Source organism: Lysinibacillus sp. CD3-6, from assembly GCF_006351725.2.
Classification (GTDB): domain Bacteria; phylum Bacillota; class Bacilli; order Bacillales_A; family Planococcaceae; genus Lysinibacillus.
This window is the reverse complement of sequence record NZ_CP085880.1, coordinates 4,664,197-4,685,608: the sequence shown is the minus strand read 5'-3', so window position 1 is coordinate 4,685,608 and position 21,412 is coordinate 4,664,197. Positions and strand designations below refer to the sequence as shown.

19 protein-coding genes and 1 pseudogene are annotated in these 21,412 nt (G+C 37.3%); 15 read left to right on the top strand and 5 right to left on the bottom strand.

Annotated features, from left to right (window positions below; genetic code table 11):
- Positions 1-85: 85 nt before the first annotated feature.
- From FH508_RS23295 to FH508_RS23285, 3 genes are all read left to right on the top strand, one after another.
- Positions 86-910 carry a DUF4184 family protein gene (locus FH508_RS23295; protein ID WP_228134204.1) on the top strand — a complete coding sequence of 275 codons (825 nt, stop codon included), beginning with the start codon at positions 86-88 and terminating at the stop codon, positions 908-910.
- 475 nt (positions 911-1,385) lie between these two features.
- On the top strand, positions 1,386-2,798 hold the full coding sequence (locus tag FH508_RS23290; RefSeq protein WP_139859599.1) for a YfcC family protein: 1,413 nt from the start codon (positions 1,386-1,388) through the stop codon (positions 2,796-2,798).
- A gap of 28 nt (positions 2,799-2,826) precedes the next feature.
- Entirely contained in the window at positions 2,827-3,993 is a 1,167-nt protein-coding gene (locus tag FH508_RS23285) for a M20 metallopeptidase family protein (protein ID WP_173479218.1), read from the top strand.
- A 251-nt stretch (positions 3,994-4,244) separates the two neighbouring features.
- Here FH508_RS23285 and FH508_RS23280 read toward each other — a convergent pair whose 3' ends face one another.
- The gene (locus tag FH508_RS23280) at positions 4,245-5,435 is read right to left on the bottom strand and encodes a coenzyme F420-0:L-glutamate ligase (protein ID WP_173479219.1); all 1,191 of its coding nucleotides are present in this window, start codon (positions 5,433-5,435) and stop codon (positions 4,245-4,247) included.
- A gap of 134 nt (positions 5,436-5,569) precedes the next feature.
- Between FH508_RS23280 and FH508_RS23275 the strand changes: the two genes are divergently transcribed.
- On the top strand, positions 5,570-6,490 hold the full coding sequence (locus FH508_RS23275) for a LysR family transcriptional regulator (RefSeq protein ID WP_139860281.1): 921 nt from the start codon (positions 5,570-5,572) through the stop codon (positions 6,488-6,490).
- Between the two features lie 35 nt (positions 6,491-6,525).
- Here the strand turns inward: FH508_RS23275 and FH508_RS23270 are convergent, their stop codons facing one another.
- Complete coding sequence (locus FH508_RS23270) at positions 6,526-7,413, bottom strand: LysR substrate-binding domain-containing protein (RefSeq protein ID WP_139860283.1); 888 nt, start codon at positions 7,411-7,413, stop codon at positions 6,526-6,528.
- A 115-nt stretch (positions 7,414-7,528) separates the two neighbouring features.
- Between FH508_RS23270 and FH508_RS23265 the strand changes: the two genes are divergently transcribed.
- Positions 7,529-8,545, top strand: coding sequence for a YeiH family protein (locus FH508_RS23265; protein WP_139860285.1), 1,017 nt, complete (start codon positions 7,529-7,531; stop codon positions 8,543-8,545).
- Positions 8,546-8,706: 161 nt separating this feature from the next.
- Here FH508_RS23265 and FH508_RS23260 read toward each other — a convergent pair whose 3' ends face one another.
- A complete protein-coding gene (locus FH508_RS23260; protein WP_173479220.1) occupies positions 8,707-9,042 on the bottom strand; it encodes a heme oxygenase in 336 nt (111 codons plus the stop codon).
- 304 nt (positions 9,043-9,346) lie between these two features.
- On the opposite strand from FH508_RS23260, the gene FH508_RS23255 reads away from it, so the two are divergent.
- The 7 genes from FH508_RS23255 to FH508_RS23225 all read left to right on the top strand — a co-directional run bounded on the left by FH508_RS23255 (position 9,347) and on the right by FH508_RS23225 (position 16,693).
- Positions 9,347-10,033, top strand: coding sequence for a response regulator transcription factor (locus FH508_RS23255; RefSeq protein WP_173479221.1), 687 nt, complete (start codon positions 9,347-9,349; stop codon positions 10,031-10,033).
- Complete coding sequence (locus FH508_RS23250; RefSeq protein WP_173479222.1) at positions 10,017-11,444, top strand: sensor histidine kinase; 1,428 nt, start codon at positions 10,017-10,019, stop codon at positions 11,442-11,444. The genes FH508_RS23255 and FH508_RS23250 overlap by 17 nt, the downstream gene beginning before the upstream one ends.
- Before the next feature lie 186 nt (positions 11,445-11,630).
- Positions 11,631-12,494, top strand: a complete 864-nt coding sequence (locus FH508_RS23245; RefSeq protein WP_173479223.1) for a peptidyl-prolyl cis-trans isomerase — start codon at positions 11,631-11,633, stop codon at positions 12,492-12,494.
- Between the two features lie 18 nt (positions 12,495-12,512).
- Positions 12,513-13,214 (top strand): polyphosphate polymerase domain-containing protein, encoded by a 702-nt coding sequence (locus tag FH508_RS23240; RefSeq protein WP_173479224.1) that lies wholly within the window; start codon positions 12,513-12,515, stop codon positions 13,212-13,214.
- A gap of 16 nt (positions 13,215-13,230) precedes the next feature.
- Positions 13,231-13,914 carry a DUF4956 domain-containing protein gene (locus tag FH508_RS23235; protein ID WP_173479225.1) on the top strand — a complete coding sequence of 228 codons (684 nt, stop codon included), beginning with the start codon at positions 13,231-13,233 and terminating at the stop codon, positions 13,912-13,914.
- Positions 13,915-13,962: 48 nt separating this feature from the next.
- Positions 13,963-15,876, top strand: coding sequence for a CotH kinase family protein (locus FH508_RS23230; RefSeq protein WP_173479226.1), 1,914 nt, complete (start codon positions 13,963-13,965; stop codon positions 15,874-15,876).
- Positions 15,877-16,090: 214 nt separating this feature from the next.
- Complete coding sequence (locus FH508_RS23225) at positions 16,091-16,693, top strand: class I SAM-dependent methyltransferase (RefSeq protein WP_173479227.1); 603 nt, start codon at positions 16,091-16,093, stop codon at positions 16,691-16,693.
- 180 nt (positions 16,694-16,873) lie between these two features.
- Here FH508_RS23225 and FH508_RS24020 read toward each other — a convergent pair whose 3' ends face one another.
- Positions 16,874-17,803, bottom strand: coding sequence for a cryptochrome/photolyase family protein (locus tag FH508_RS24020; RefSeq protein WP_370635745.1), 930 nt, complete (start codon positions 17,801-17,803; stop codon positions 16,874-16,876).
- Between the two features lie 27 nt (positions 17,804-17,830).
- A pseudogene (locus FH508_RS24015) lies at positions 17,831-18,220 on the bottom strand (deoxyribodipyrimidine photo-lyase); the annotation flags it as partial.
- A gap of 131 nt (positions 18,221-18,351) precedes the next feature.
- On the opposite strand from FH508_RS24015, the gene FH508_RS23215 reads away from it, so the two are divergent.
- The 3 genes from FH508_RS23215 to FH508_RS23205 all read left to right on the top strand — a co-directional run bounded on the left by FH508_RS23215 (position 18,352) and on the right by FH508_RS23205 (position 21,403).
- On the top strand, positions 18,352-18,795 hold the full coding sequence (locus tag FH508_RS23215; protein WP_173479229.1) for a hypothetical protein: 444 nt from the start codon (positions 18,352-18,354) through the stop codon (positions 18,793-18,795).
- A gap of 297 nt (positions 18,796-19,092) precedes the next feature.
- Positions 19,093-20,313, top strand: coding sequence for an ABC transporter substrate-binding protein (locus FH508_RS23210; protein WP_173479230.1), 1,221 nt, complete (start codon positions 19,093-19,095; stop codon positions 20,311-20,313).
- A gap of 214 nt (positions 20,314-20,527) precedes the next feature.
- Positions 20,528-21,403: a branched-chain amino acid ABC transporter permease gene (locus FH508_RS23205; protein ID WP_173479231.1), complete on the top strand. Its 876-nt coding sequence runs from the start codon at positions 20,528-20,530 to the stop codon at positions 21,401-21,403.
- Positions 21,404-21,412: the final 9 nt, after the last annotated feature.

Genomic DNA, 21,412 nt, shown 5'->3' with positions numbered 1-21,412 from the left:
TATAGAATTTATACTTTTACTTGAAAAAAGGGGTCTAATCATAGTATGCCTATACTATATTGTCTTCACCTATTGTAGGCATAACATGGAGTTGAACTTCACAGTTTATCGAAAAAATTTAGAGAACTTACAGCAAAAGATAAATTTACAAAAGGGGTTTAAAACAATGCCACTCACTTTTGCACATCCTGCTGCCGTCTTGCTGTTCTCCAGAAAAAGCAAATACATTAATTTCTCTGCAATGGTTTTCGGTAGCATGTCTCCAGACTTTGAATATTTTTTAAGAGGTCAACCTCAGGGTGAAATAGGGCATACTTTTATAGGTTTTATTACTTTAAATCTACCATTAGTAGCTTTAATCTACTTTATATATCATTTCTTTATTCACCAAACCTTAGTTAGTCATTTGCCTATTTTACTTCAAGATACTTATACCAAAAAAGTAGATTCTAATATAATGGTGAATTTAGTAGTCTTTATTTATTCTGCACTGTTTGGCATGTTTACTCATGTAGTGTGGGATTCCTTTACTCATATAAATGGGTATATGGTGCTTAATTTCCCTGCAGTTTTTACCAAAATCTATAGGATTTATGATTTTGAAATACCTTTGTATAAGTTATTACAACATGGTAGTACTTTAATTGGAATAATTTTTATAATTGGTTATTTGTATTTTAGAGCTTTATCGCAAAGGCATGAAAATACCAATGTTTGTATTAAGCGTAAACTCATATATTGGTCAACATTATTTCTAGTGACATCAGTATTAGTTATTGTTTGGTATGTTATAGACTATGTTTCAATTTTAAATTACGGAATATTTGTTGTCAGAATAATAGATTCTTTTTTTATAAGTTTATTACTAATATCAAGCTACTTAAAATATAGCCCATTGCAATTAGATTGAATGGGAGCTTGGCTGTCTTTCTGTAATAAATGAGAGGCTTAAGACTTTATCACATAGTTGGTTCTTCTAAAGAGGCTGTTCCGAAAATGGAACAGTCTTTTTTAGATGATAGAAAGTTACTGAAAATAAAGTAATGTCGTGTATTCAAAAAAGGGAAATATTAGTACTCAGACAATTTTCCCAATGCGTAGAATTACGGTTTTCTAAAATAAAACACATATAATTTACAATGCTTTAATTAGTTAAAGTAGTAAATTTGTGCTGTATTGTGAATAAAACATTCACGCCTTATTAAACAGAATTATCAAAAAATATTGACATTTAAGTTTTATTTTTTTATATTTTTACTAATATATTTCCGTTTGTCGGAATATATTTCCGTACAATGGAAAAGGGGGTGGAGTAGTTTCTTGTTAATGTAGCAAGTTTCTACTTTTGAAAGAATTTCATATTACGAATGTAAAGGGGAGAGAAAATGGCAAATCTACAGGAAGATAATAATTTAGAAGAGCCTAAAATTAAAGGAATCAATGCATTTGTTTTAATGTTTATCATTATTTTAGTAATGAGTGCTCTTACGTATATTATTCCAGCAGGTCAGTACGATCGTGTGGAGAGTAATGGTCGAATGGTAGTGGATCCAGAATCATTTCACTATATTGATTCAAGTCCAGTTGGCTTTCTTCAAATATTTAATAGTGTCCATTTAGGGTTGCTAGAAGGTGCCTCCATTATTTTATTTGTATTTTTATTTGGTGGAGCACTTGGTATCATGCAAAAAACGGGAGCTATTGATTCATTTATTAAAGTAATGGCTTCGAAGTTTGGCAAGAAGGAGTATGTACTGATTCCTATACTGATTTTAATCTTTGGTAGTTTAGGAACTTTAATCGGTTCAGCAGAGGATACGCTCGTATACATTGCGATTATTATTCCGCTAACGATGGCTCTTGGAATGGACGCCATAACAGGATTTGCAATCGTGATGCTAGGGACGTTAGCCACTGGCTTTACATCGGGGATTACGAATCCGTTTAACATCGGAGTTGCCCAAACAATAGCTGAATTGCCAATGTATTCGGGTATGTCCTATAGAATTATTGTATTTTTTGTTTTTTATCTTTTAACAGTAATTTATATTATACGCCATGCAAAAAAAGTGAAAAAAGATCCGTCTAAAGGAATTTACGGGAAATTTAAGCCAGAAGAAAGTGTTGAAATATCTTTAGACTTTAAAATGAGTGGACGCCACTTATTAGCATTGCTTGTGTTATTAGCGAATTTTGTCGCATTAATCGTTGGTGTTATTAAATTCCAATGGTATATCAGTGAAATTGGTGGCGTGTTCCTACTAAGCAGTATCATTATGTCAGTTATTTGTAAAATAAGTCCGAATCAAATGGCTGAAGGCTTTATTTCTGGAGCTAGAGATATGGTAGAGGGTGCACTTATCATAGGATTTGCTCAAACTATTTTAGTAATTACTACGGCTGGTGGCTTAATTGATACGATTTTACATTTTGTAGCGAATGCAGTAAGTGTATTACCTGCTTCTATTAATGCGGTGGGCATGTTCTTATTACAGCTTTGCTTAAACTTCTTAGTCCCATCAGGAAGTGGACAAGCTGCTTTAACAATGCCAATTATGACACCGTTAGCAGATTTAATTGGGGTATCAAGACAGACAGCAGTATTGGCTTTCCAATTTGGAGATGGCATTTCAAACATGGTCATTCCTACGAGTGGTGTATTATTAGCAGGTCTAGCAATTGCGGGTATACCATTCTCTAAATGGTTTAAATGGGTATTCCCATACTTCGCAATTCAAACTACTTTAGCAATAATATTACTAATAATCGCACATGCTATGAATTATGGACCGTTTTAACTTAGTAGTTTGATAGGAGGATTTGAAAATGATAGAAACAACAGATTTAAAACAACAAGTCATTGCCTGGAGACAGCATTTACATATGCATCCAGAGTTATCACATCAAGAATATGAAACAGCAAGCTATATTTATAATCAATTAATAACATTCCCACATTTAGAAGTGAATCGCTTAACGGAAACGAGTGTTTGTGCAATTTTAAAAGGCACAAAGACAGATGGTAATGGTCATACTATTTTATTGCGTGCTGACATCGATGCTTTGCCGATTGAGGAAGAGACTGATTTGCCGTTTAAATCAAAAAATCCAGGTGTTATGCATGCATGTGGGCATGATGCACATCCATCTATGTTAATGGGAGCTGCAAAAGCATTAGCCGAGCGCGGAACAGATTTTAATGGTGAAATTCGCTTTGTTTTCCAACATGCAGAGGAAGTAACACCAGGGGGAGCTGCTCAACTTGTTTCCTTAGGGATTACGGAAAACGTAGATTATGCATTTGCATTACATGTTAGCCCTGATTATAAAGTAGGTCAGTTTGCCATGAAGGATGGGAAGTTTACAGCAGCCGCAGATGATTTTGAGATTAAGATTTATGGACGTGGTAGCCATGCATCAATGCCTGAAGTAGCTATTGATCCGTTATTAATTGGTTCGGAAATTGTCGTTGCACTACAAACAATCGTGTCGCGTAAAGTACCAAGCATCCATGCACCTGTCTTAACGGTAGCACAATTCCATTGTGGCACAGCATTAAATATTATTGCTGATACTGCTGAGCTAGGTGGTACAATACGTTCTCTAGATGCGACAGTACGTGTCGATGCGCGTCGTCATTTAGAAAAGATTGTAAATGGTATAGCATCCATGCACGGAGCGACAGTAGAGATTAAGTGGGAGCTTGGCTGTCCTTCTGTAACAAACGATAAGGAGCTAACGGCTTTGTCACGTCGCATAGCGGGTGATATTGTTGGAGCGGATGTACAAGAATTACCTGCACCCATGTTTGGTACAGAAGATTTTGCAGACTTTTCAGAGGCTGTCCCTTCTTCTATGCAGTTCATAGGGGTGCATAACGATGAATTTGGTGAAGCCTATCCATTGCATCATCCTCGCTTTAAAATTGATGAAGAAGCCCTTATTTACGGTGTACGCTATTTTGAAAATATCGCACGGACATTATGTCCATAAAAAATACCCGCCATTATTGGCGGGTATTTTATTGAGTCGATGTAATGTAACAGGAGTTGATTGGAGTGGAGGTCGGCGACTCCTGCGGGAACAGCACAATATGTAAGACGCAACACACCCCGCATTAGCCAGCGTTGCGGCTTACAGCGTGCCCGAGAAAAGCGTCCAACCGTAACGGAAATCAACGCCAGTAGTCATCTGCAAACGAAAACACCCGCCTATACAGGCAGGTGTTTATCTATTTAAGCGTATTATTTTGTATAGTTATCAAAATAACCTTGAATATAAATCATTGGTGTTCCTTTGTCGCCTGAGCCTGAAGTTAAGTCAGAAAGAGAACCGATTAAGTCTGTTAATTTACGAGGTGTTGTACCTTGAGCGGCCATTTGACCAGTTAAATCCTCGTCTTTATTTTGAATATATTCAGAGATAGCTGCTTTTAATTCTTCACCACGAAGATCAGCAAAATCGTTATCTGCTAAATATTTTAATTTCACTTCATTCGGTGTACCATCTAAGCCAGCAGTAAAGGCAGGTGATACGACTGGGTCAGCAAGCTCCCAAATTTTACCCACTGGATCTTTGAATGCGCCATCGCCATAAACCATTACTTCTACTGTTTTCCCAGTAGCTTCTTTGATTTTTGCTTGGATACCATCAACGATTGGTTGGCAAGTATGTGGGAATAGTTTTACACTTTCTTCTGTTGCTTTGTTTGAACCAAGTAAGCCGTATTCAGCATTAAAGCCTGAGCCATTTACAGAAACAGCTAAAATGTTATCTAATGAGAATACTTTTTCAGCACCATTTGCTGTTAAAATACGTTTTGTACGGAAGCGAGTGTGAATATCACATGCTAGTACACTTTTTGTATAGTCTAAAATTGTTTTTGGGTTGTTTGAGAAGATGACTTCACATGCAGCACCTTCAGCTTCGATTAATTCTTTGTAGTATTCAATATAATCGACACCTGTAAATGTATGTTTTTTATAGCCGAAATGCTCACGGAATTGAGCTTCAGTTAAAGTATCTGTCCAAGGGTTAATGCCTTTCACATCTAGTTCATCGATATCAACTAAGTGGTTACCAACTTCATCAGATGGGTAGCTTAACATTAAAACAACTTTTTTAACGCCTTTTGCAATACCGCGTAGGCAGTTTGCAAAACGGTTACGGCTTAAAATTGGGAAGATAACACCAACAGTATCGTCGCCAAATTTAGCAGCTACATCCGCTGCAATGTCATCGATTGATGCATAGTTACCTTGTGCACGAGCAACAACTGACTCTGTTACTGTTACAATATCACGATCTTCAATTGAATAGCCTTCCACTTTAGCAGCATTTAACACTGTATCTACTACGATTTGTTCAATATTATCGCCTTCGTTAATAATAGGACCACGAAGACCTCTTACAACTGTACCAACTACACGTTCCAAAATAATCTCTCCTCATAAAAAGCTATATGTTAAGTTAATTAATATGAATAAAAATCAATATGATTTTACTATACGCTGAGTTAATGATATAAGTAAAATTAATAGTTCGTATAATAGCTATAAGGAGTACTTATATGATAGGGAAATTAGATTTATATCGTGTTTTTAGTGTGGTGGCTAAAAATAGTAGCTTCTCTAAAGCGGCTAAAGATTTATTTATGACGCAGCCAGCAGTTAGCCAAGCAATGATGCAATTAGAAAAAGAGCTTGGAACGAGACTCTTCAATCGTACACCAAAAGGAGTAACATTAACGACAGAGGGAAAGTTGCTGTACGAATATACAAACTCGGCATTAGGTCTTTTAGATGCAGGAGAGGAAAAACTTCTAGAATTTAAAAACTTAACGACAGGACAATTAAAAATAGGTGTAGGTGATACGATTTCACGCTTCTTTTTAATGCCATATCTTGAGGCATTTCATACGATGTATCCGAATATTAAGCTACAGATGTTAAATGGCACGACATCGGAAATATGTAACTTTATTAAATCTGGTGAAGTCGATGTAGGGCTTTGTAATTTTCCGATAGAAGATGTGAGCCTACAATTAACAGTATGCACGGAAATACAGGATATTTTCGTATGTGGAGAGAAATATAAAACACTGCAATCAAAGAGCTTACGTTTTGAGGATTTACTTAAGTTTCCGCTAATTTTTCTAGAGAAAAAATCAAACTCAAGAAACTATGTAGAAAATTATTTAATGTCGAAAGGAATTCAAATTGCACCTGAATTTGAACTCGGCTCCCATGATTTAGTGCTAGAATTTGCACGTAGTAATTTAGGAATTGCTTGTGTAACAAAAGAGTTTTCTCAGGATTATTTACAGCGAGGGCTACTATATGAGCTGCCATTAACAGAAAGCATCCCAAACCGTAGCATTGGTATGTGCTATTTAAAAAGCGTTCCATTGTCCCGAGCTGCTACAAAATTTATAGAGATTATCGAGCGTAAACAGGCTCGGAAACCGATAAACCCAAGAACATTAAAATAAGCTTAGCGACTAGAATATAGCCAGCTAAGCTTTTTTTATGCCTCATGTTTCTTCGTAATAAATTCAATAAGTGCTTCCACATTTCGTTTGTTTTTCATCGTCGGCGAATGAAGGTAAGAAAAAGTCCGCATAAAACGTTGCTCTGTTAGTGGCAAAATGGCAATATCACCATTCCGAATGTCACGCTCAATGACACTGCCAGATAGTAAAGACAGGCCAAGTCCTTCGATAACACTTTCTTTTACGCCTTGATTGCTACTAATGGTTAGAAGTGAATGTACTTGCAGGCCGTTCGTTCGAAATAGATGGTCTAAATAATTGCGTGTCCCTGAGCCAGCTTCACGAGCAACCCATTTTTGTCGTTGTAATTGTGAAATAGTAATGGACGGTTGCTCAACAAGGGGGTGGTTGCTTGCACTGACGATAAATAATTCATCTTGCATAAATGGCTGAATGATGAGCTCGTGGTCATGTGCTTGACCTTCTATAAGTCCAATATCTACTTGTAATAGCTTAGTAAATTGAATAATTTCTTCGGTATTGCCAATAATAACTTGTAACTCTAATTGAGGAAATTGTTGTTGAAGCTTTGACAATATAGATGGCAAAATATTTTCACCAATTGTAAAGCTTGCCCCAATAATGAGCGTTCCTTGAATGGAATGATGATAGGCTAAAATATCTTCCTGTGCAGCCTCTGCAATGGCTATAATTTGCTTTGCGCGTTTATACAAGATTTCACCAGTTGGTGTAATTTGCACAGACTTAGGTGAGCGAATAAATAAGGTCGTGTGAAACTCTTGTTCAAGGTTTTTAATATGCAGACTTACACTAGGTTGGGAAATATGTAAAATTTCTGACGCTTTTGTGAAATTATTTACTTCAACTAATGTAACGAAAGTTTTTAATGCATCGTATTGCATCTTATGCCCTCCTTACTATTAAAAAAATTAATGATAGCAATTATATATATGTATTTTACTAATGATTACCTTTTTTATAAAGTAATATTCATAAAGAATGAAAGAAGTGGACAGCATGGATCAACAACGAGGGATTAAGAAATTCTTAACGCCACCCTTTGTGAAGGGGATTATTTTGACGTTGGGGCTTGCCTTAGTGGCTAAGTATATTTCGACATTTCCTTTCTTCTCGATACTAGGGCAGCTTGTAATAGCAATTATTCTAGGGATGGCTTGGAGAGCAGCGTTTAGTGTACCAGATGCGTGGCAAACGGGTATATCATTTTCTAGTAAAAAACTATTGCGTTTCGGTATTATCTTGCTTGGTATGCGTTTAAACTTGGCTGATATTTATCATGCAGGGGCAGGCGTATTTCTTATTGCATTTATCAATTTAGTATTTGCACTTTTTGTCGTTTACGGCTTAACGAAGGTATTGAATGTAGATAAAAAGCTCGGCATTTTAACAGCCTGCGGAACAGCTATTTGTGGAGCTGCGGCTGTAGTGGCGATTGCACCTCAAATTAAAGCGAATGAAAAGGAAACAGCAGTAGGTGCAGCAATCGTAGCGTTGCTTGGTACAGTATTTACACTTGTTTATACACTGTTGTATTCGATTTTCGGTTTAACACCGACGCAATATGGTATTTTTGCTGGTGGGACATTACATGAAATAGCGCACGTCATAGCAGCTGCGGCTGCAGGCGGTGATGAGGCTGTTGATATGGCGGTCATTGTAAAATTAACTCGCGTTGCATTACTTGTACCAGTAGCAATTGTAATCGGTATTATGTATCAAAGAAGGGATAAAGAACAAGGAGGGAAAGCATTTTCGCTATCTATCATTCCTTGGTTTATTCTAGGGTTTTTAGTCATGAGCGGTATTAATTCATTAGGGATTGTACCACCTGCAGTTGCGCAAACACTTGTGAGCTGTGCCTATATATTAATTGCCATGGCGATGGCAGGGTTAGGGTTAAATGTAGAAATTAAAACCTTTAAGCAATTAGGTATTAAAGCATTTATCGCAGGATTAATCGGTTCTGTTTGTTTATCAGTTGTTGGCTATATTTTAGTAGTCGTGTTTCAATAATTGTGTGCGTGACTGGCACTTGAATTTGTATTACCTGGGGAATATTCAAAATTGTTTGAGTGACTGTCACTCAGAATATAAAAAAACTATGCATATTTCTAGAAATATGCATGGTTTTTTAGATAGAATCAGAAGATATTTAAGAGGTTTACAATTCGTTATTAGCTTTGTGCTTCAATAGAAGAAGCAAGCTCAGCAATAACAATTTTACTGCCGATAATTGGGCTATTCTCAGGTTTTGCACCTTCAGAGCCGGGTTCAGGACGGTGATGTGCCGCAGCAAAAGCATCACTATTACGCCAAGCTTGGAAATGTTCCTTCGACTCCCAGTACATATTGACGCTCATTTCGTCATATGTAGGATCGTCTGTCGAAATTAATACCTCTACTTTATGAAAGCCCTCAAACTGTTGTAGAGGACCTGGTTTCGTAAAGTTCGGTGCCATTTTTGCAGCAAAGCCAGGCTTTACTTGAATACGATTTGTAACAATAATCATACTTTTACCCCCTAATCATTTTATTATAGATAGATTAAACTACAATTGAATGAATTATCAATGATTATCATTCGCAATCAATGATAAGTGTCCTAAGAAGCCATTGTCAACAGAATTGCAGAAATTCAATTGAAGAAAAATAACTTTTCTCTATAAGTACATTGGATAGATAGATTATATGAAGTATTGTACAAGTCGGATTTTAAAATGACATATTGCATTCTTTTGTGGAGCTTGCTGACATTTAGCTGACATAAACAGATGCTATAATAAAAAATCAACAAGCCGCGGCGGGGTGAAAATGATGACCAAAATATTAGTAGTAGAAGATGAATTCGCAATTAGCCAAGTATTGAAGGCCTATTTGCAAAAGGTTGGTTATGAAGTTGTCCAATGCTTTACTGGTGGTCGGGCACTCGAATTGTTTACGGAACATCAGCCTGATTTAGTACTATTGGATATTATGTTACCAGAAAAAAACGGCTGGACAATTTTACGAGAAATTCGCAATGTGAGCGCTTGTCCAGTGATTATGCTAACTGCATTAGGGGATGTAAATTATCGTTTAGAAGGTTTCGATCAAGGTGCAGACGATTATATACCTAAACCATTTATTGCGGATGAAGTTGTCGCGCGAGTAAAGGCTGTATTAAGGCGAGCTGAAAGTAAAAATGAGACAACGTTAAAGAAGCGATTCGGGCAGTTGGAAATTGATATGCAGGCGCATCAAGTGCACCTCAATGGGCAAGAAATTGTGTTAACACCACGAGATTTATCGGTGCTTTTATTTTTAGCAGAACATCCAAACCAAACATTCACTCGAGACCAGCTTATCGAACATGTATGGGGGTGGGAATATGAGGGCAGTGATCGAGCCGTCGATTTAGCGGTGAAGCGATTACGTAAAGCACTTATAGACTGGGATGAAACAGAAGGAGAGATTAAAACATTACGGGGATTGGGGTATCAGTTAAGTGTTCAAAAAAAATAAGCGAATTTCCTTACTTAACTATTGGACGAGCCGTTATTTACTTACGCTCTTTATAGGGCTAGCTATTATTTCTTTAATTTCTGCTAGCTGGATACGTCATACAGCTTTTGAGAATCGACTTGATTTAATGAACTTTTTAGCAGAAGAAACGGTATATCGTTTGACGGATACAACAGGTTCCAATAATGCGCCTACAGACGGTATTCCAGGTTTTATCGGTAATCGCGAACGCTTTAGTATGAGAGAAATTGATCCGATTTTATATGTCGTTGATGTAAAAGGTAATGTTCTGACAAGTAATCGACCAATGCCACCAGGAAGCGCTAATAATGTGGCTAACTTTTTAGATGGTGAAGAGGGTACGAAGAAGATACTAGTCGAAACAGATGGCAAAAAGACGGTTCAATATGTCGTGAAAAAGAAAATTGAAAAGGACAATAGTGTAGTCGGATGGGTGCTAGTGCTAGAGAAAAAGGATAATTTGACGAAAGTGCAACAAGAATATGGTCAACTGGCCTTACTAATTGGAGCACTTGCTGTCCTAGGCTGGGGAGCAATCTACTTTTTATCGAAGCGTTTAGTACGTCCAATTAAGCAAGTAGCTGAAGCGGCTAAACAAGTTCAAGAAGGCAATTATACATTTGATTTACCTCAATATAATAAAGAAGAAGAAATTTTCGAGCTTGTTACATCCTTTAAGGAAATGGCTAATAAGCTTGAACAATTAGAGAGAACACGAACTGAGCTGCTTGCAGGTGTGACACATGAGCTAAAAACGCCTGTAACATCTATTAGTGGACTTTTGCAGGCTGTAAGAGATGATGTTGTAACTGGTAAAGATGCTGAAGAATTTATTCAAATGGCCCTGCTAGAAACGACGAAAATGAAAACGATGGTTGGAGATTTACTAGCTTTTAATAGTTTTGCAGTAGATGCTATTCCTGTTAAGCTCGTCACAGTGAACGTCAATCATTTGGTACGTGATGCTGTAGCACAGTGGGAAGTGATGGAGGATGATCAAAACGTTAAAATACAGGTCAATTATCTTCTGGATTCAGTGCAAGTCCAGGCAGATGTTGTACGAATGCAGCAAATATTCACCAACCTTTTAACAAATGCAAAGCAAGCAATGCAGGAAGGATTAGTGACCATTACATTAAAGCAAAAACTTGATAGTGTCATAATTGCTGTTAAGGATACGGGGAACGGAATATCTCAGGAGGATCAGGCATTTATTTTCGAACGATTTTATAGAGGAGAAAATAAAAAATACACTGTTCGAGGACTGGGCTTAGGCTTACCATTAAGTAAAATGATGGCGCAATCGATTGGTGGAGATTTACGTTTAGTTGAAAGTAATCCATCAGGAACATGCTTTGAAATAACCTTATTAAAGGCTACTACGCTGTAATAGCGTGGTGGCTTTTTTTGTTGTGCTGTATATAAAAAGATATGAATTTGTGAAGATAGTCTAAAGATTCACTAATAGAAATGTAAAAATTTTTGAAGGAATTGTAAAGCTGACATCTGACTGACACATAAGCACTTTATAGTAAGCAATGTAAACGAGAAAATAAACGAAAGGATGTTATAGAGAATGACTATAAATTCAAGGTTTATCAAGATATTTGCTGTGCCCGTTGCATTAGCAATGCTATTAACTGGATGTGGAGAGAGTAGCGATTATGTGGCAACGGTGGACGGTGAGAAGATTCTCCAGACAGAGTTAGATGAGGCATTGCGCAGTCAATATGGCACAGACATGTTAAACACACTCATAGACAATAAAATTATCGAGCTTGAGGCGAAAAAAGAGGATATTACCGTATCGGATGACGCCATTCAAGCGGAATATGATGAGCTTGTAGAATCTTATGGTGGAGAGGATTCCTTACAAGAGACACTCGATGCAAATGGTCTGACAAAGGAAAGTGTTAAGGATAATATTCGCATGTATCTGATGACGAAAGATGTTATTGCGGCAAGCATTGACATTACAGATGAGGAATTAAAGCAATATTTTGAAGAAAATAAGGATGACTACGGTCAACCAGAACAAGTTGCAGCTAGTCATATTTTCCTTGAAGATGAAGCAACTGCAAAAGAGGTTGAAGCGAAAATAACAGCTGGCGAGGATTTTGCAGAGCTAGCGAAAGCCTATTCAGTTGATACAGATACGAGTGAAGATGGCGGCGATTTAGGCTATATTAGCCGCGGTCAGATGGATGAGCAGTTCGAAGAGGCTGCATTCGCTCTTGAAAAAGGGGCCGTTAGTGGCGTAGTACAGTCAGCAGAAGGCTATCACATTATTAAAGTGACAGGTAAAGTGCCAGCAGAAGAAGCCGTATTTGAAGATGTTAAAGATGAAATTTATGAAACAGTATTGGAAACACGTATCAATGAAGAATATACGACTTGGTTAGCTGAAAAACAAGAGCAATACAAAATTGAAAAGAAATAGTAGGAAGGAGAAAATATCATGCCTAAACTGACGTCATTTAATCCAAATGGTCGCAAGGAAATTAAACAGGCAATCTCATATCCAGACTACGCACTTTTAAAAAGCAAAATTCAGCATTTGATGAAGCTGGATCATAATGCGGGTCCTGACGGTAAATATTTAATTCGAAGCACATACTTCGATAATTTTGCTAACAAAGTTTTGAATGAAAAAAAAGAAGGGTTTATTAATCGTGATAAATACCGAGTACGAATTTATGGAAAATCCGCTGCTTTGGTGAATTTAGAGCGTAAAAGTAAGCGTAATAATTTAACGTTCAAAACGAAGTGTGTCATTACACAGACAGAGTACGAAAAAATGCGTAGTGGTGAAATTGCATGGATGGAAAATGATGATCGCGTGTTAATACGGGAATTATTTCACGAGATGAAATATCACCAAATTAAGCCGACGACCGTTGTCGATTATGAGCGTGAGGCGTACATTTATCCCTTTGGCACTGTACGTGTAACGTTCGACAGTAAAGTGCAGTCAAGCCTTCGCAATACAGATATGTTCAGTAAAAACCTACCTATGGTAGATGTACTGGAACCGAATCTTGTCATTTTAGAAGTGAAATACGATGAGTATTTACCAGATGTTATTAAGTATTTACTACAATCAGTGGATACACGTGCTGAAGCATATTCAAAATACCAGCTTAGCCGTATGCATGTATAAAAAGGAGAAATGAAAAATGGATAATATGAATTTTAGTGATATTTTTAAATCGAATTTTCTAGAGAAAACAACATCATTTTCATTAACAGATTCAATTATTGGACTAGTTGTTGCTTTCTTTGTTGGGCTATTTATTTACGCAGTATATAAGAAAACCTTTAATGGTGTGATCTATTCGCATTCCTTTAATATTTCGTTGCTCATTATGACGATGGCAACATCGCTCGTTATTATGGGTATTAGTTCAAACGTCTTGTTGTCACTTGGTATGGTAGGGGCACTATCAATTGTTCGTTTCCGTACACCTATAAAGGATCCAATGGATTTAGTTTATATTTTCTGGGCAATCGTGTCAGGTATTCTTTGTGGAGCAGGATTCATTCCACTTGTAATTATTGGCGCAATATTGATTGGTCTCGTGCTACTAGTATTAGTGAATAAAATTACGATTGAAAATCCTTACTTATTAATTGTGAAATTTGAAGAAGATTTAGCTTGTGAAGAAGTGGAGCGAATCATTGCTGCACAGTCTAAAAAGTATGCGTTAAAATCAAAATCCATCATTCAAAATGACGAAATCGAAACAACATATGAAATTCGCGTGAAGCAAAACGACGCAAAGTTTATGGACAATTTAACAAAAGTACCTGGTGTAAAATCAGCAATTATGCTTAGCTACGATGGTAACTTCACAGCGTAATGATAGTGAACAATAGCTTTCTAACTACGAGCAAGAGAGGTGCAGTCAATGATTAAAAATCGAATTGTCTATACTAGTATGGCGATTCTCCTCCTACTCTTTGGCGTGATGGTTGCTGTGCTTCCAAACTTAGGCATTGATACGAAAAATACAGAATTCTCCTATGAGACACTGGTGTTCAATAAAAGCAAAGTAACAACTGTTGATATTGAAATAGCTGACGAAGACTGGGAGGACATGCTAGAAAACGCTGCTGATGAGGAGTTAAAGCAAGCCGATATTACGATAAACGGTAAGACAATAGAAAATGTAGCGATTCGTACAAAAGGAAATTTATCGCTACGTTCTGTTGTCAATAGCGACTCTGATCGTTATAGCTTAAAAGTTGATTTTGATTATTACGATGATACTAAAAGCTTATACGGCTTGAAAAAACTAAACTTAAACAATAACTACAGTGATTCAACTTTAATGCGGGAATATATTTCGTATGAGCTGATGGAAAAAATGGGCTTACCAACACCTGCCCACTCTTATATGTATGTGACAGTGAATGGAGAAGAACGTGGCTTATATCTTGGAGTAGAAGCGGTTGATGAAACATTTTTAGCAAACAATTACGGTTCCAATAACGGATTTTTATTTAAACCAGATGGTACAGGCAGTGATTTAAAATATATTAGCGATAATATTGCTGATTATACTGGAATTGGTTTAAAAACAAATGAAGACAATGTTGAAAACTCGAAGCTAACAGAAATGTTAGATGCGATAAATAACGGCGGAGATATTGAGAAGTATATTGATGTCGATGAAATGCTACGCTACTTTGCTGTTAATACCGCGCTAGTAAATTTAGATAGTTACCAAGGGAATATGAAACACAACTATTATTTGTATGAAAATAATGGAGTGTTCTCTATAATACCGTGGGATTATAATATGTCATTCGGTGGCTTTGGTGCTGGCGGTGGTGGAATGGGCGGCGGCAATCCAAATCAAATGCGAGGGAATACTAATAAGGAATTACCTGAAGGCGAGACGGATGAAAATGCAGACATACCAGCAGTAACGCAATCACAAGAAGGTCAAGCAAATGGAGAGCAAGCACAAGGTGGTCAGCCAAACGGTGAGCAACCACAAGAAGACCAGTCAAATGGCGAACAGACACAAGATGGACAACAAAACGCTAACCGCAATAAAGGGAACTTCGACATGGTTGGCGGAATGTCTAGCAATTTAATGTCAGATAGTGCAATTAACTTTAGCGTAACTACGCCTGTATCTGGGACAACTCTTGAAGAGCGCCCGCTTTTAAATGCGCTATTGTCTAATGAAACGTATCGAGCTAAGTATGAAAGTTATTTAGAACAACTCGCAACGACTTATTTAACAGAAGATTATATACAGTCGATTACAAACAATTTAGCAATGCTATTAACAAGCTATGAAGAAGCAGATCCTACAAAATTTTATACAACGGAACAGTTTTTAGAGGGTGTATCAGGGGATAATAGTCTACCTGAATTTGCTAAACAACGTTCTGCATCCATCTTAAAGCAACTGTCAGGTGAATTAGTTGTAGAAACAAGTGCGACTGCTCAAGGGAATATGGCTATGCCAAATGGCGATACAAATGATGAGGCATCTGGCAATCAGATGCAAATGCCTGACGATTTTGATCCAAGCCAATTACCAGAAGACTTCGATCCTAGCCAATTACCAGAAGACTTCGACCCTTCACAAATACCTGAAGGTGGCATGGGCAATGGACAAGGCGGAGGAGCCAATGGAGGTCCTATGCAACGTCCAGATGCAAATGGAGGGCCTAACCAAGGAAATGGACAGGCAACTCAAGAAACAGGAATTGATAAAAGCACAGTGCTAACAGCAACCGCAACGTTTTCATTTTTAGTGGCTGCACTCCTCTTCGTTTTCAGATTTAACCGCAGAGGACGCTAAAAATACACTATTCATCGAAACGTTTTAATATGGTCGGAGTGTCAAAAATGGCATCAAGAGGCTCACTCTTGATGCCATTTTAGTGCCAGGCACTCAAACAATTTAATCAACAGCGGGCGAAAGAAAAAAGACTGAAGCCAATCTTTTGCATATGGTGTTTGCTTATATTCATGCTAAAATAAAGCATTCTTTTTTTCGAGGAGTATCTAAATAAATGAATGAACAACAGTTTGATAAACTTTTGCACATTAATACGATTGGGGAACAATATGGCTTTCCTAAACTAGCTCATTACCATCGATATGAGCCAACCCCCTATGCTGGATTAGAGCAATTATTTACACAATATGATTTGCCAGAAAATCCAGTGTTTATTGATATGGGTTGTGGAAAAGGAAGGGTCCCTATATATATTCATCATAAATTCCACACTCCAGCAATCGGAATAGAAATGGACGCAGGTTTTTACGCGGAAGCAGAGCATAATAAGGAGAGCTATTGCCGAAAAAATGGCTCGCAAAATGCCATTTCTTTTGTTCATACTATTGCGGAAAACTACAAGATACAGCCATGTGATAATGTTTTTTTCTTTTTTAATCCGTTCTCCATTAATATATTTCGAACTGTCATTCATCATATATGGGAGTCTTTTGAGCAAAATATGCGTGATATTCATATTATTTTATATTACCCACCATATGATTATTTGCAGTTTTTACATCACGGTACACCTTTTGAATTAATACATGAGGTACATCTAGAAAATGAAACAAATATAAATGAACGTCTTTGCGTGTTTGCCTTAAAAAAGGCTTAACTTTTCTTTCGCAGTATGACTGGCGGACGCCAAAAAAACAATTGTTGTAATCGGGTTATTCTGCCACAAGCGTCGCGTCTTTTCCTCCGCTCAACAAAAAAACAACATACAGGCAGCAAAGGATGCTCCTAGTATGCTGTTACTTAATTTTAATTCGAAGCTTAGGGCCGCATGATGGCTCTAAGCTTTTTTTATGGCGTTGTATCGCTCTAATGCACGGGCTCGTGCTGTTTTATGGTCAACGATGGGCAATGGATAGGTATCGCCTAATGTGATATTAGCCTGCTCTAAAATAGCAGTGGGTGCTGTTTGCGGTGCATGTATATATTTTGAAGGTAGGTTTGCTAATTCTGGTACCCATTTTTTTATATATATACCATCTATATCAAATTTCTCTCCTTGTAAGGAAGGATTGAAAATACGGAAATAAGGAGCGGAATCGATACCCGTGCCGCTTACCCACTGCCAACCCATTGCATTATTAGCTGCATTAAAGTCAAGTAGTGTATGTTCAAACCAGTCATAGCCTTCTTGCCATGGTTGTAGTAAATGTTTTACTAGAAATGAGGCAACGACCATTCTTACTCGGTTATGCATATAGCCAGTCTCCCAAAGCTCACGCATACCTGCATCCACTAAAGGGTACCCTGTTTGGCCTTTTTTCCATGCATGAAGATAAAGAGAATTAGGTTCCCATTCAAAATGCTGAAAATTACTACGTAATGAGAGGGTAGTAAATGAAGGATAGGACAGTAGCTGATAAATTGAAAACTCTCGCCATATAAGTTGTCTTAAAAAACTTTCGATTTGTTGAGCGAACGCAGGGTCAGCCTCAACTTCTATTAACTCCTGACAAGAGGCCCACAGAAAACGAATACTAATATTACCTAGTGCAATAAATGGGGACATTTTAGAAATGGTTTCCTTGGTTAAATCATCTCGCTTGTCCTTGTAGTCATATAAGCCACCCTTTATGAAAAGCTCCCATTGGTCCAATGCACCATCCATTCCAGGGCGCCAATAATTGCGAAACTTGCTATACCAGTTTCCATTCAGCAGCTGCAATTGATCTAATGTTAAAGATGATACATTGATAGGAAAAGCGCGCATATTAGCAGGACGTCCAAGTGGCTTTCGAGCTTGCTCCTGTAAACAGCGTTTATAAAATGATGTGAAGATGGCATATGGTTTGTTTTGTTGATTTCGAATGGAAGTGACATCAAATAATGTATCACCATAAAATGCTTTTACTTCAATATCGTTTGCTTGTAATATATTGGCTAAACGCTCATCTTCAGCACGCTCAGTTTGACTAAATCGCTCATTAAAATATACAGCGTTAGCATGCGTATCTAATGCCAATTGAAGTACTTGTGAAATGACATCCCCCTTTCGTAAAATGAGCGGGACGTCATAATTACTAAATGTAGATTGAAGATTTTGAAGCGAATAGTACGTCCAATATTCTTGAGCCGAGTTTTGCTCTTGCGTTTGGTCATGTTGAATATAAAGAGGTAAGATGGCCCCTGTATTGGCTGCATGTCATAGAGCTGGGTGATCATCTAGACGTAAATCATTGCGAAATAGCACAATTGTTTTTTTTATCATTTGGATTCATCCTTTTATGGATTTATTAAGATGGAAGCAAGGAGGAGCATATGAAAGTACTCATCAATTCTCAAGTAATAATAGCGTCCTTTGTTGCAGGGTGTATATTGGGGGCTTTCTTCAAAGTTGTTGAAAATCTAACAGGCAGCCGTGTATATACATTACTATTAAATGTCGATTATATACCGATTTTAAATAACTTTCGATTTCCTGAAGTAATAGAATTCTTTTTTCATCTCATTATATCGTGGGTAATAACAGCCGTATTATGCGCGATTGGTAATAAGTATAAATGGAATCATGCATTGTTGATTAGAAATAGTATTTTGTTACAAATTTTCATAGGTTGTATATTATTCCCTACAACAATTTTCTCAAAACAGACACCGATTATAAGTGATCCTTATGCTTTCGGTTGGTGGCTTATTGGTCATGTTATATACGGAACATTGGTAGGTATCCTTTTACAAAGAAAAATATATAAATTGAAATAGTAAGCAATTTTCGCAAAAAGGATGTTAGTTGTATAGTTACAAAAAAATTTTTCTTAATAGCTTTCTATTAATTTAGTCCTAATTAATAGATAATTCAAAAATAACTAATTATACTGAAAAATCACTCTAGACTAAATATAAAGAATGTTTTACAATGTAAAAGGCTTAATTGAATATTATCTTGCTTCAAAAATAGATAGTTATAAATAATTATTTTTGCTATTGAGCATTAGCGAAAGATTGTTTATAATTATCAGAAATATCTAACATTTGAGAATTTTCAGGGGGAATTTAATTATGAGAGAATACAATAAGCTTAAAAAGTTCGGTTCGCTTCTAGTAGCTTCTTCACTTCTTGCAGGTGTACTTGCAGGTTGCGGTGCTGGAGACGGTGATACAAATTCAGGAGGCTCTTCATCAGGTGGTGGCTCAAAAGATGGAGATACAATTAAAATCGGTGCCAACTTGGAGCTTTCAGGTAACGTAGCTTCATACGGTTCATCAATCGGCTTAGGTGCAGAATTAGCGGTAAAAGAAATTAATGATGCAGGCGGTATTGATGGCAAGAAGATTGAACTTATTAAAGTAGATAACAAATCAGAAAACTCAGAGGCAACTGCGGCAGCTATTAAACTAGCAACGCAAGATAAAGTAGTAGCGATGCTAGCTCCTGCAACATCTGGTAATACCGTTGCAACTGTTCAAATCGCAAACGATAATAAAATTCCGATTGTTACTGGTTCAGGTACAGCTCCAAATATTACAGTAAATGACGATGGCAGCATTAATGAATATGCTTTCCGTACTTGTTTCATTGACCCATTCCAAGGGATTGTGGCTGCAAACTTTGCATCAGGTGAACTAGGTGCGAAAAACGTAGCCATCTTTGGAGATAATGCTTCTGATTATGCAAAAGGTTTAGCAAAATCATTTAAAGATACAATCACTAAAAGCGGTGGGAAAGTTGTAAAAGAGGAAGCTTATGTAGCGAAAGATACAGACTTCCGTACACAATTAACGAATATTAAATCAGCAAATCCAGACTTTATCTTTATTCCTGGATACTATGAAGAAGTTGGTCTGATTGTAAAACAGGCGCGTGAAATGGGTATTACAGTTCCACTTATGGGAGCAGACGGTTGGGATTCTCCAACTTTAATTGATTTAGCTGGAGCAGATGCACTGAATAATACGTTTATTACAAACCACTACTCTGCAGAAGACCCAGATCAAAAAATTCAAGACTTTGTAAAATCATTTAAAGCAGCGAATGGCGATAAAGCACCAGATGCATTTAACGCACTTGGCTATGATTCAATTTACTACATTGCAGATGCTATTAAACGTGCAGGCTCTACTGACGGCGAAGCAATTAAAAATGCATTAGCTGAAACAAAAGATCTTTCTTTAGTAACAGGTACTTTCTCAGTTGACGAAAACCATAACCCAATTAAAACAGCAACGGTTCTTGAATTTAAAGACGGTAAACAAGTGTTCAACTCTAAAGTAAATCCTTAATTTTTTTCTAAAAGGCAAGGGGGAGGCGGGCAACCCGCCTTCTCTTTTATTTTTTAACAGACAACTAGACTAATAAAAAAAAGCATAGATTCTAGCATAAGGAATCGGAAATAACTTTTAATGAGGGACACGAGTTTTTCTGCATTCAATTCAGCTATGTAGAAATAGGTCCCGTTTTTGCATTCCTCAAAAAATAACAAAGGAGTGAACGCTCATGGAATGGATACAACAGCTTGTGAATGGTGTTTCACTAGGTAGTATCTACGCGTTAATAGCGTTAGGGTATACGATGGTATACGGTATTATTAAGCTTATTAACTTTGCCCACGGTGATGTTTTCATGATAGGGGCATTTATCGGCTTTTACGCAATTGCTAAGTGGGAGCTGGGCTTTTTACCAGCATTATTATTAGCAATGGCAATTTGTGCAATCTTCGGTGTGTTAATTGAACGTATTGCATATAAGCGATTACGAAATGCTACGCGTATCGCAGCGTTAATTACAGCAATTGGTGTGTCGCTATTAATTGAATATACGACAATTTTCTTCAGAGGCGCGCAGCCAGCAGCATACCCTGAAGTGATTAAAAATCGAACATTCGATGTATTCGGTGTTCAAATTAGCAGTACGTCTATTTTAATTTTATCTGTCGCTATCGTACTGATGATTTTATTACAGTTCATCGTACATAAAACGAAAATTGGGAAAGCGATGCGTGCGGTTTCCCATGATGCGGATGCAGCGCGCCTAATGGGCATTAACGTCGATAATACAATTTCAGCAACATTTGCAATTGGTTCTGCCTTAGCTGGTGCTGCGGGTGTTATCTTCGGTGTGTATTATACAAAAATTGACCCGTTAATGGGTGTTATTCCAGGGGTTAAAGCGTTCATCGCTGCCGTTCTTGGTGGTATTGGTATTATTCCAGGTGCAATGGTTGGCGGTATGTTACTAGGTGTCGTGGAATCAATGGTAAGTGCACTCGGCTTCTCTTTATGGCGCGATGCAGCGGCATTTGTCATTTTGATTTTAATCTTGATTTTCAGACCATCGGGTATCTTCGGTAAAAACGCCCGCGAGAAAGTGTAGGTGAGCGGT

What these genes read in the sequence shown, in the direction of transcription:
- FH508_RS23245 (WP_173479223.1), top strand. Translation starts at nt 11,631, where the DNA reads ATGACTATAAATTCAAGGTTTATCAAGATATTTGCTGTGCCCGTTGCA.
- FH508_RS23295 (WP_228134204.1), top strand. Translation starts at nt 86, where the DNA reads ATGGAGTTGAACTTCACAGTTTATCGAAAAAATTTAGAGAACTTACAG.
- FH508_RS23285 (WP_173479218.1), top strand. Translation starts at nt 2,827, where the DNA reads ATGATAGAAACAACAGATTTAAAACAACAAGTCATTGCCTGGAGACAG.
- FH508_RS23240 (WP_173479224.1), top strand. Translation starts at nt 12,513, where the DNA reads ATGCCTAAACTGACGTCATTTAATCCAAATGGTCGCAAGGAAATTAAA.
- FH508_RS23275 (WP_139860281.1), top strand. Translation starts at nt 5,570, where the DNA reads ATGATAGGGAAATTAGATTTATATCGTGTTTTTAGTGTGGTGGCTAAA.
- FH508_RS23260 (WP_173479220.1), bottom strand. Translation starts at nt 9,042, where the DNA reads ATGATTATTGTTACAAATCGTATTCAAGTAAAGCCTGGCTTTGCTGCA.
- FH508_RS23215 (WP_173479229.1), top strand. Translation starts at nt 18,352, where the DNA reads ATGAAAGTACTCATCAATTCTCAAGTAATAATAGCGTCCTTTGTTGCA.
- FH508_RS23265 (WP_139860285.1), top strand. Translation starts at nt 7,529, where the DNA reads ATGGATCAACAACGAGGGATTAAGAAATTCTTAACGCCACCCTTTGTG.
- FH508_RS23230 (WP_173479226.1), top strand. Translation starts at nt 13,963, where the DNA reads ATGATTAAAAATCGAATTGTCTATACTAGTATGGCGATTCTCCTCCTA.
- FH508_RS23235 (WP_173479225.1), top strand. Translation starts at nt 13,231, where the DNA reads ATGGATAATATGAATTTTAGTGATATTTTTAAATCGAATTTTCTAGAG.
- FH508_RS23270 (WP_139860283.1), bottom strand. Translation starts at nt 7,413, where the DNA reads ATGCAATACGATGCATTAAAAACTTTCGTTACATTAGTTGAAGTAAAT.
- FH508_RS23255 (WP_173479221.1), top strand. Translation starts at nt 9,347, where the DNA reads ATGACCAAAATATTAGTAGTAGAAGATGAATTCGCAATTAGCCAAGTA.
- FH508_RS23225 (WP_173479227.1), top strand. Translation starts at nt 16,091, where the DNA reads ATGAATGAACAACAGTTTGATAAACTTTTGCACATTAATACGATTGGG.
- FH508_RS23210 (WP_173479230.1), top strand. Translation starts at nt 19,093, where the DNA reads ATGAGAGAATACAATAAGCTTAAAAAGTTCGGTTCGCTTCTAGTAGCT.
- FH508_RS23205 (WP_173479231.1), top strand. Translation starts at nt 20,528, where the DNA reads ATGGAATGGATACAACAGCTTGTGAATGGTGTTTCACTAGGTAGTATC.
- FH508_RS23290 (WP_139859599.1), top strand. Translation starts at nt 1,386, where the DNA reads ATGGCAAATCTACAGGAAGATAATAATTTAGAAGAGCCTAAAATTAAA.
- FH508_RS24020 (WP_370635745.1), bottom strand. Translation starts at nt 17,803, where the DNA reads ATGCGCGCTTTTCCTATCAATGTATCATCTTTAACATTAGATCAATTG.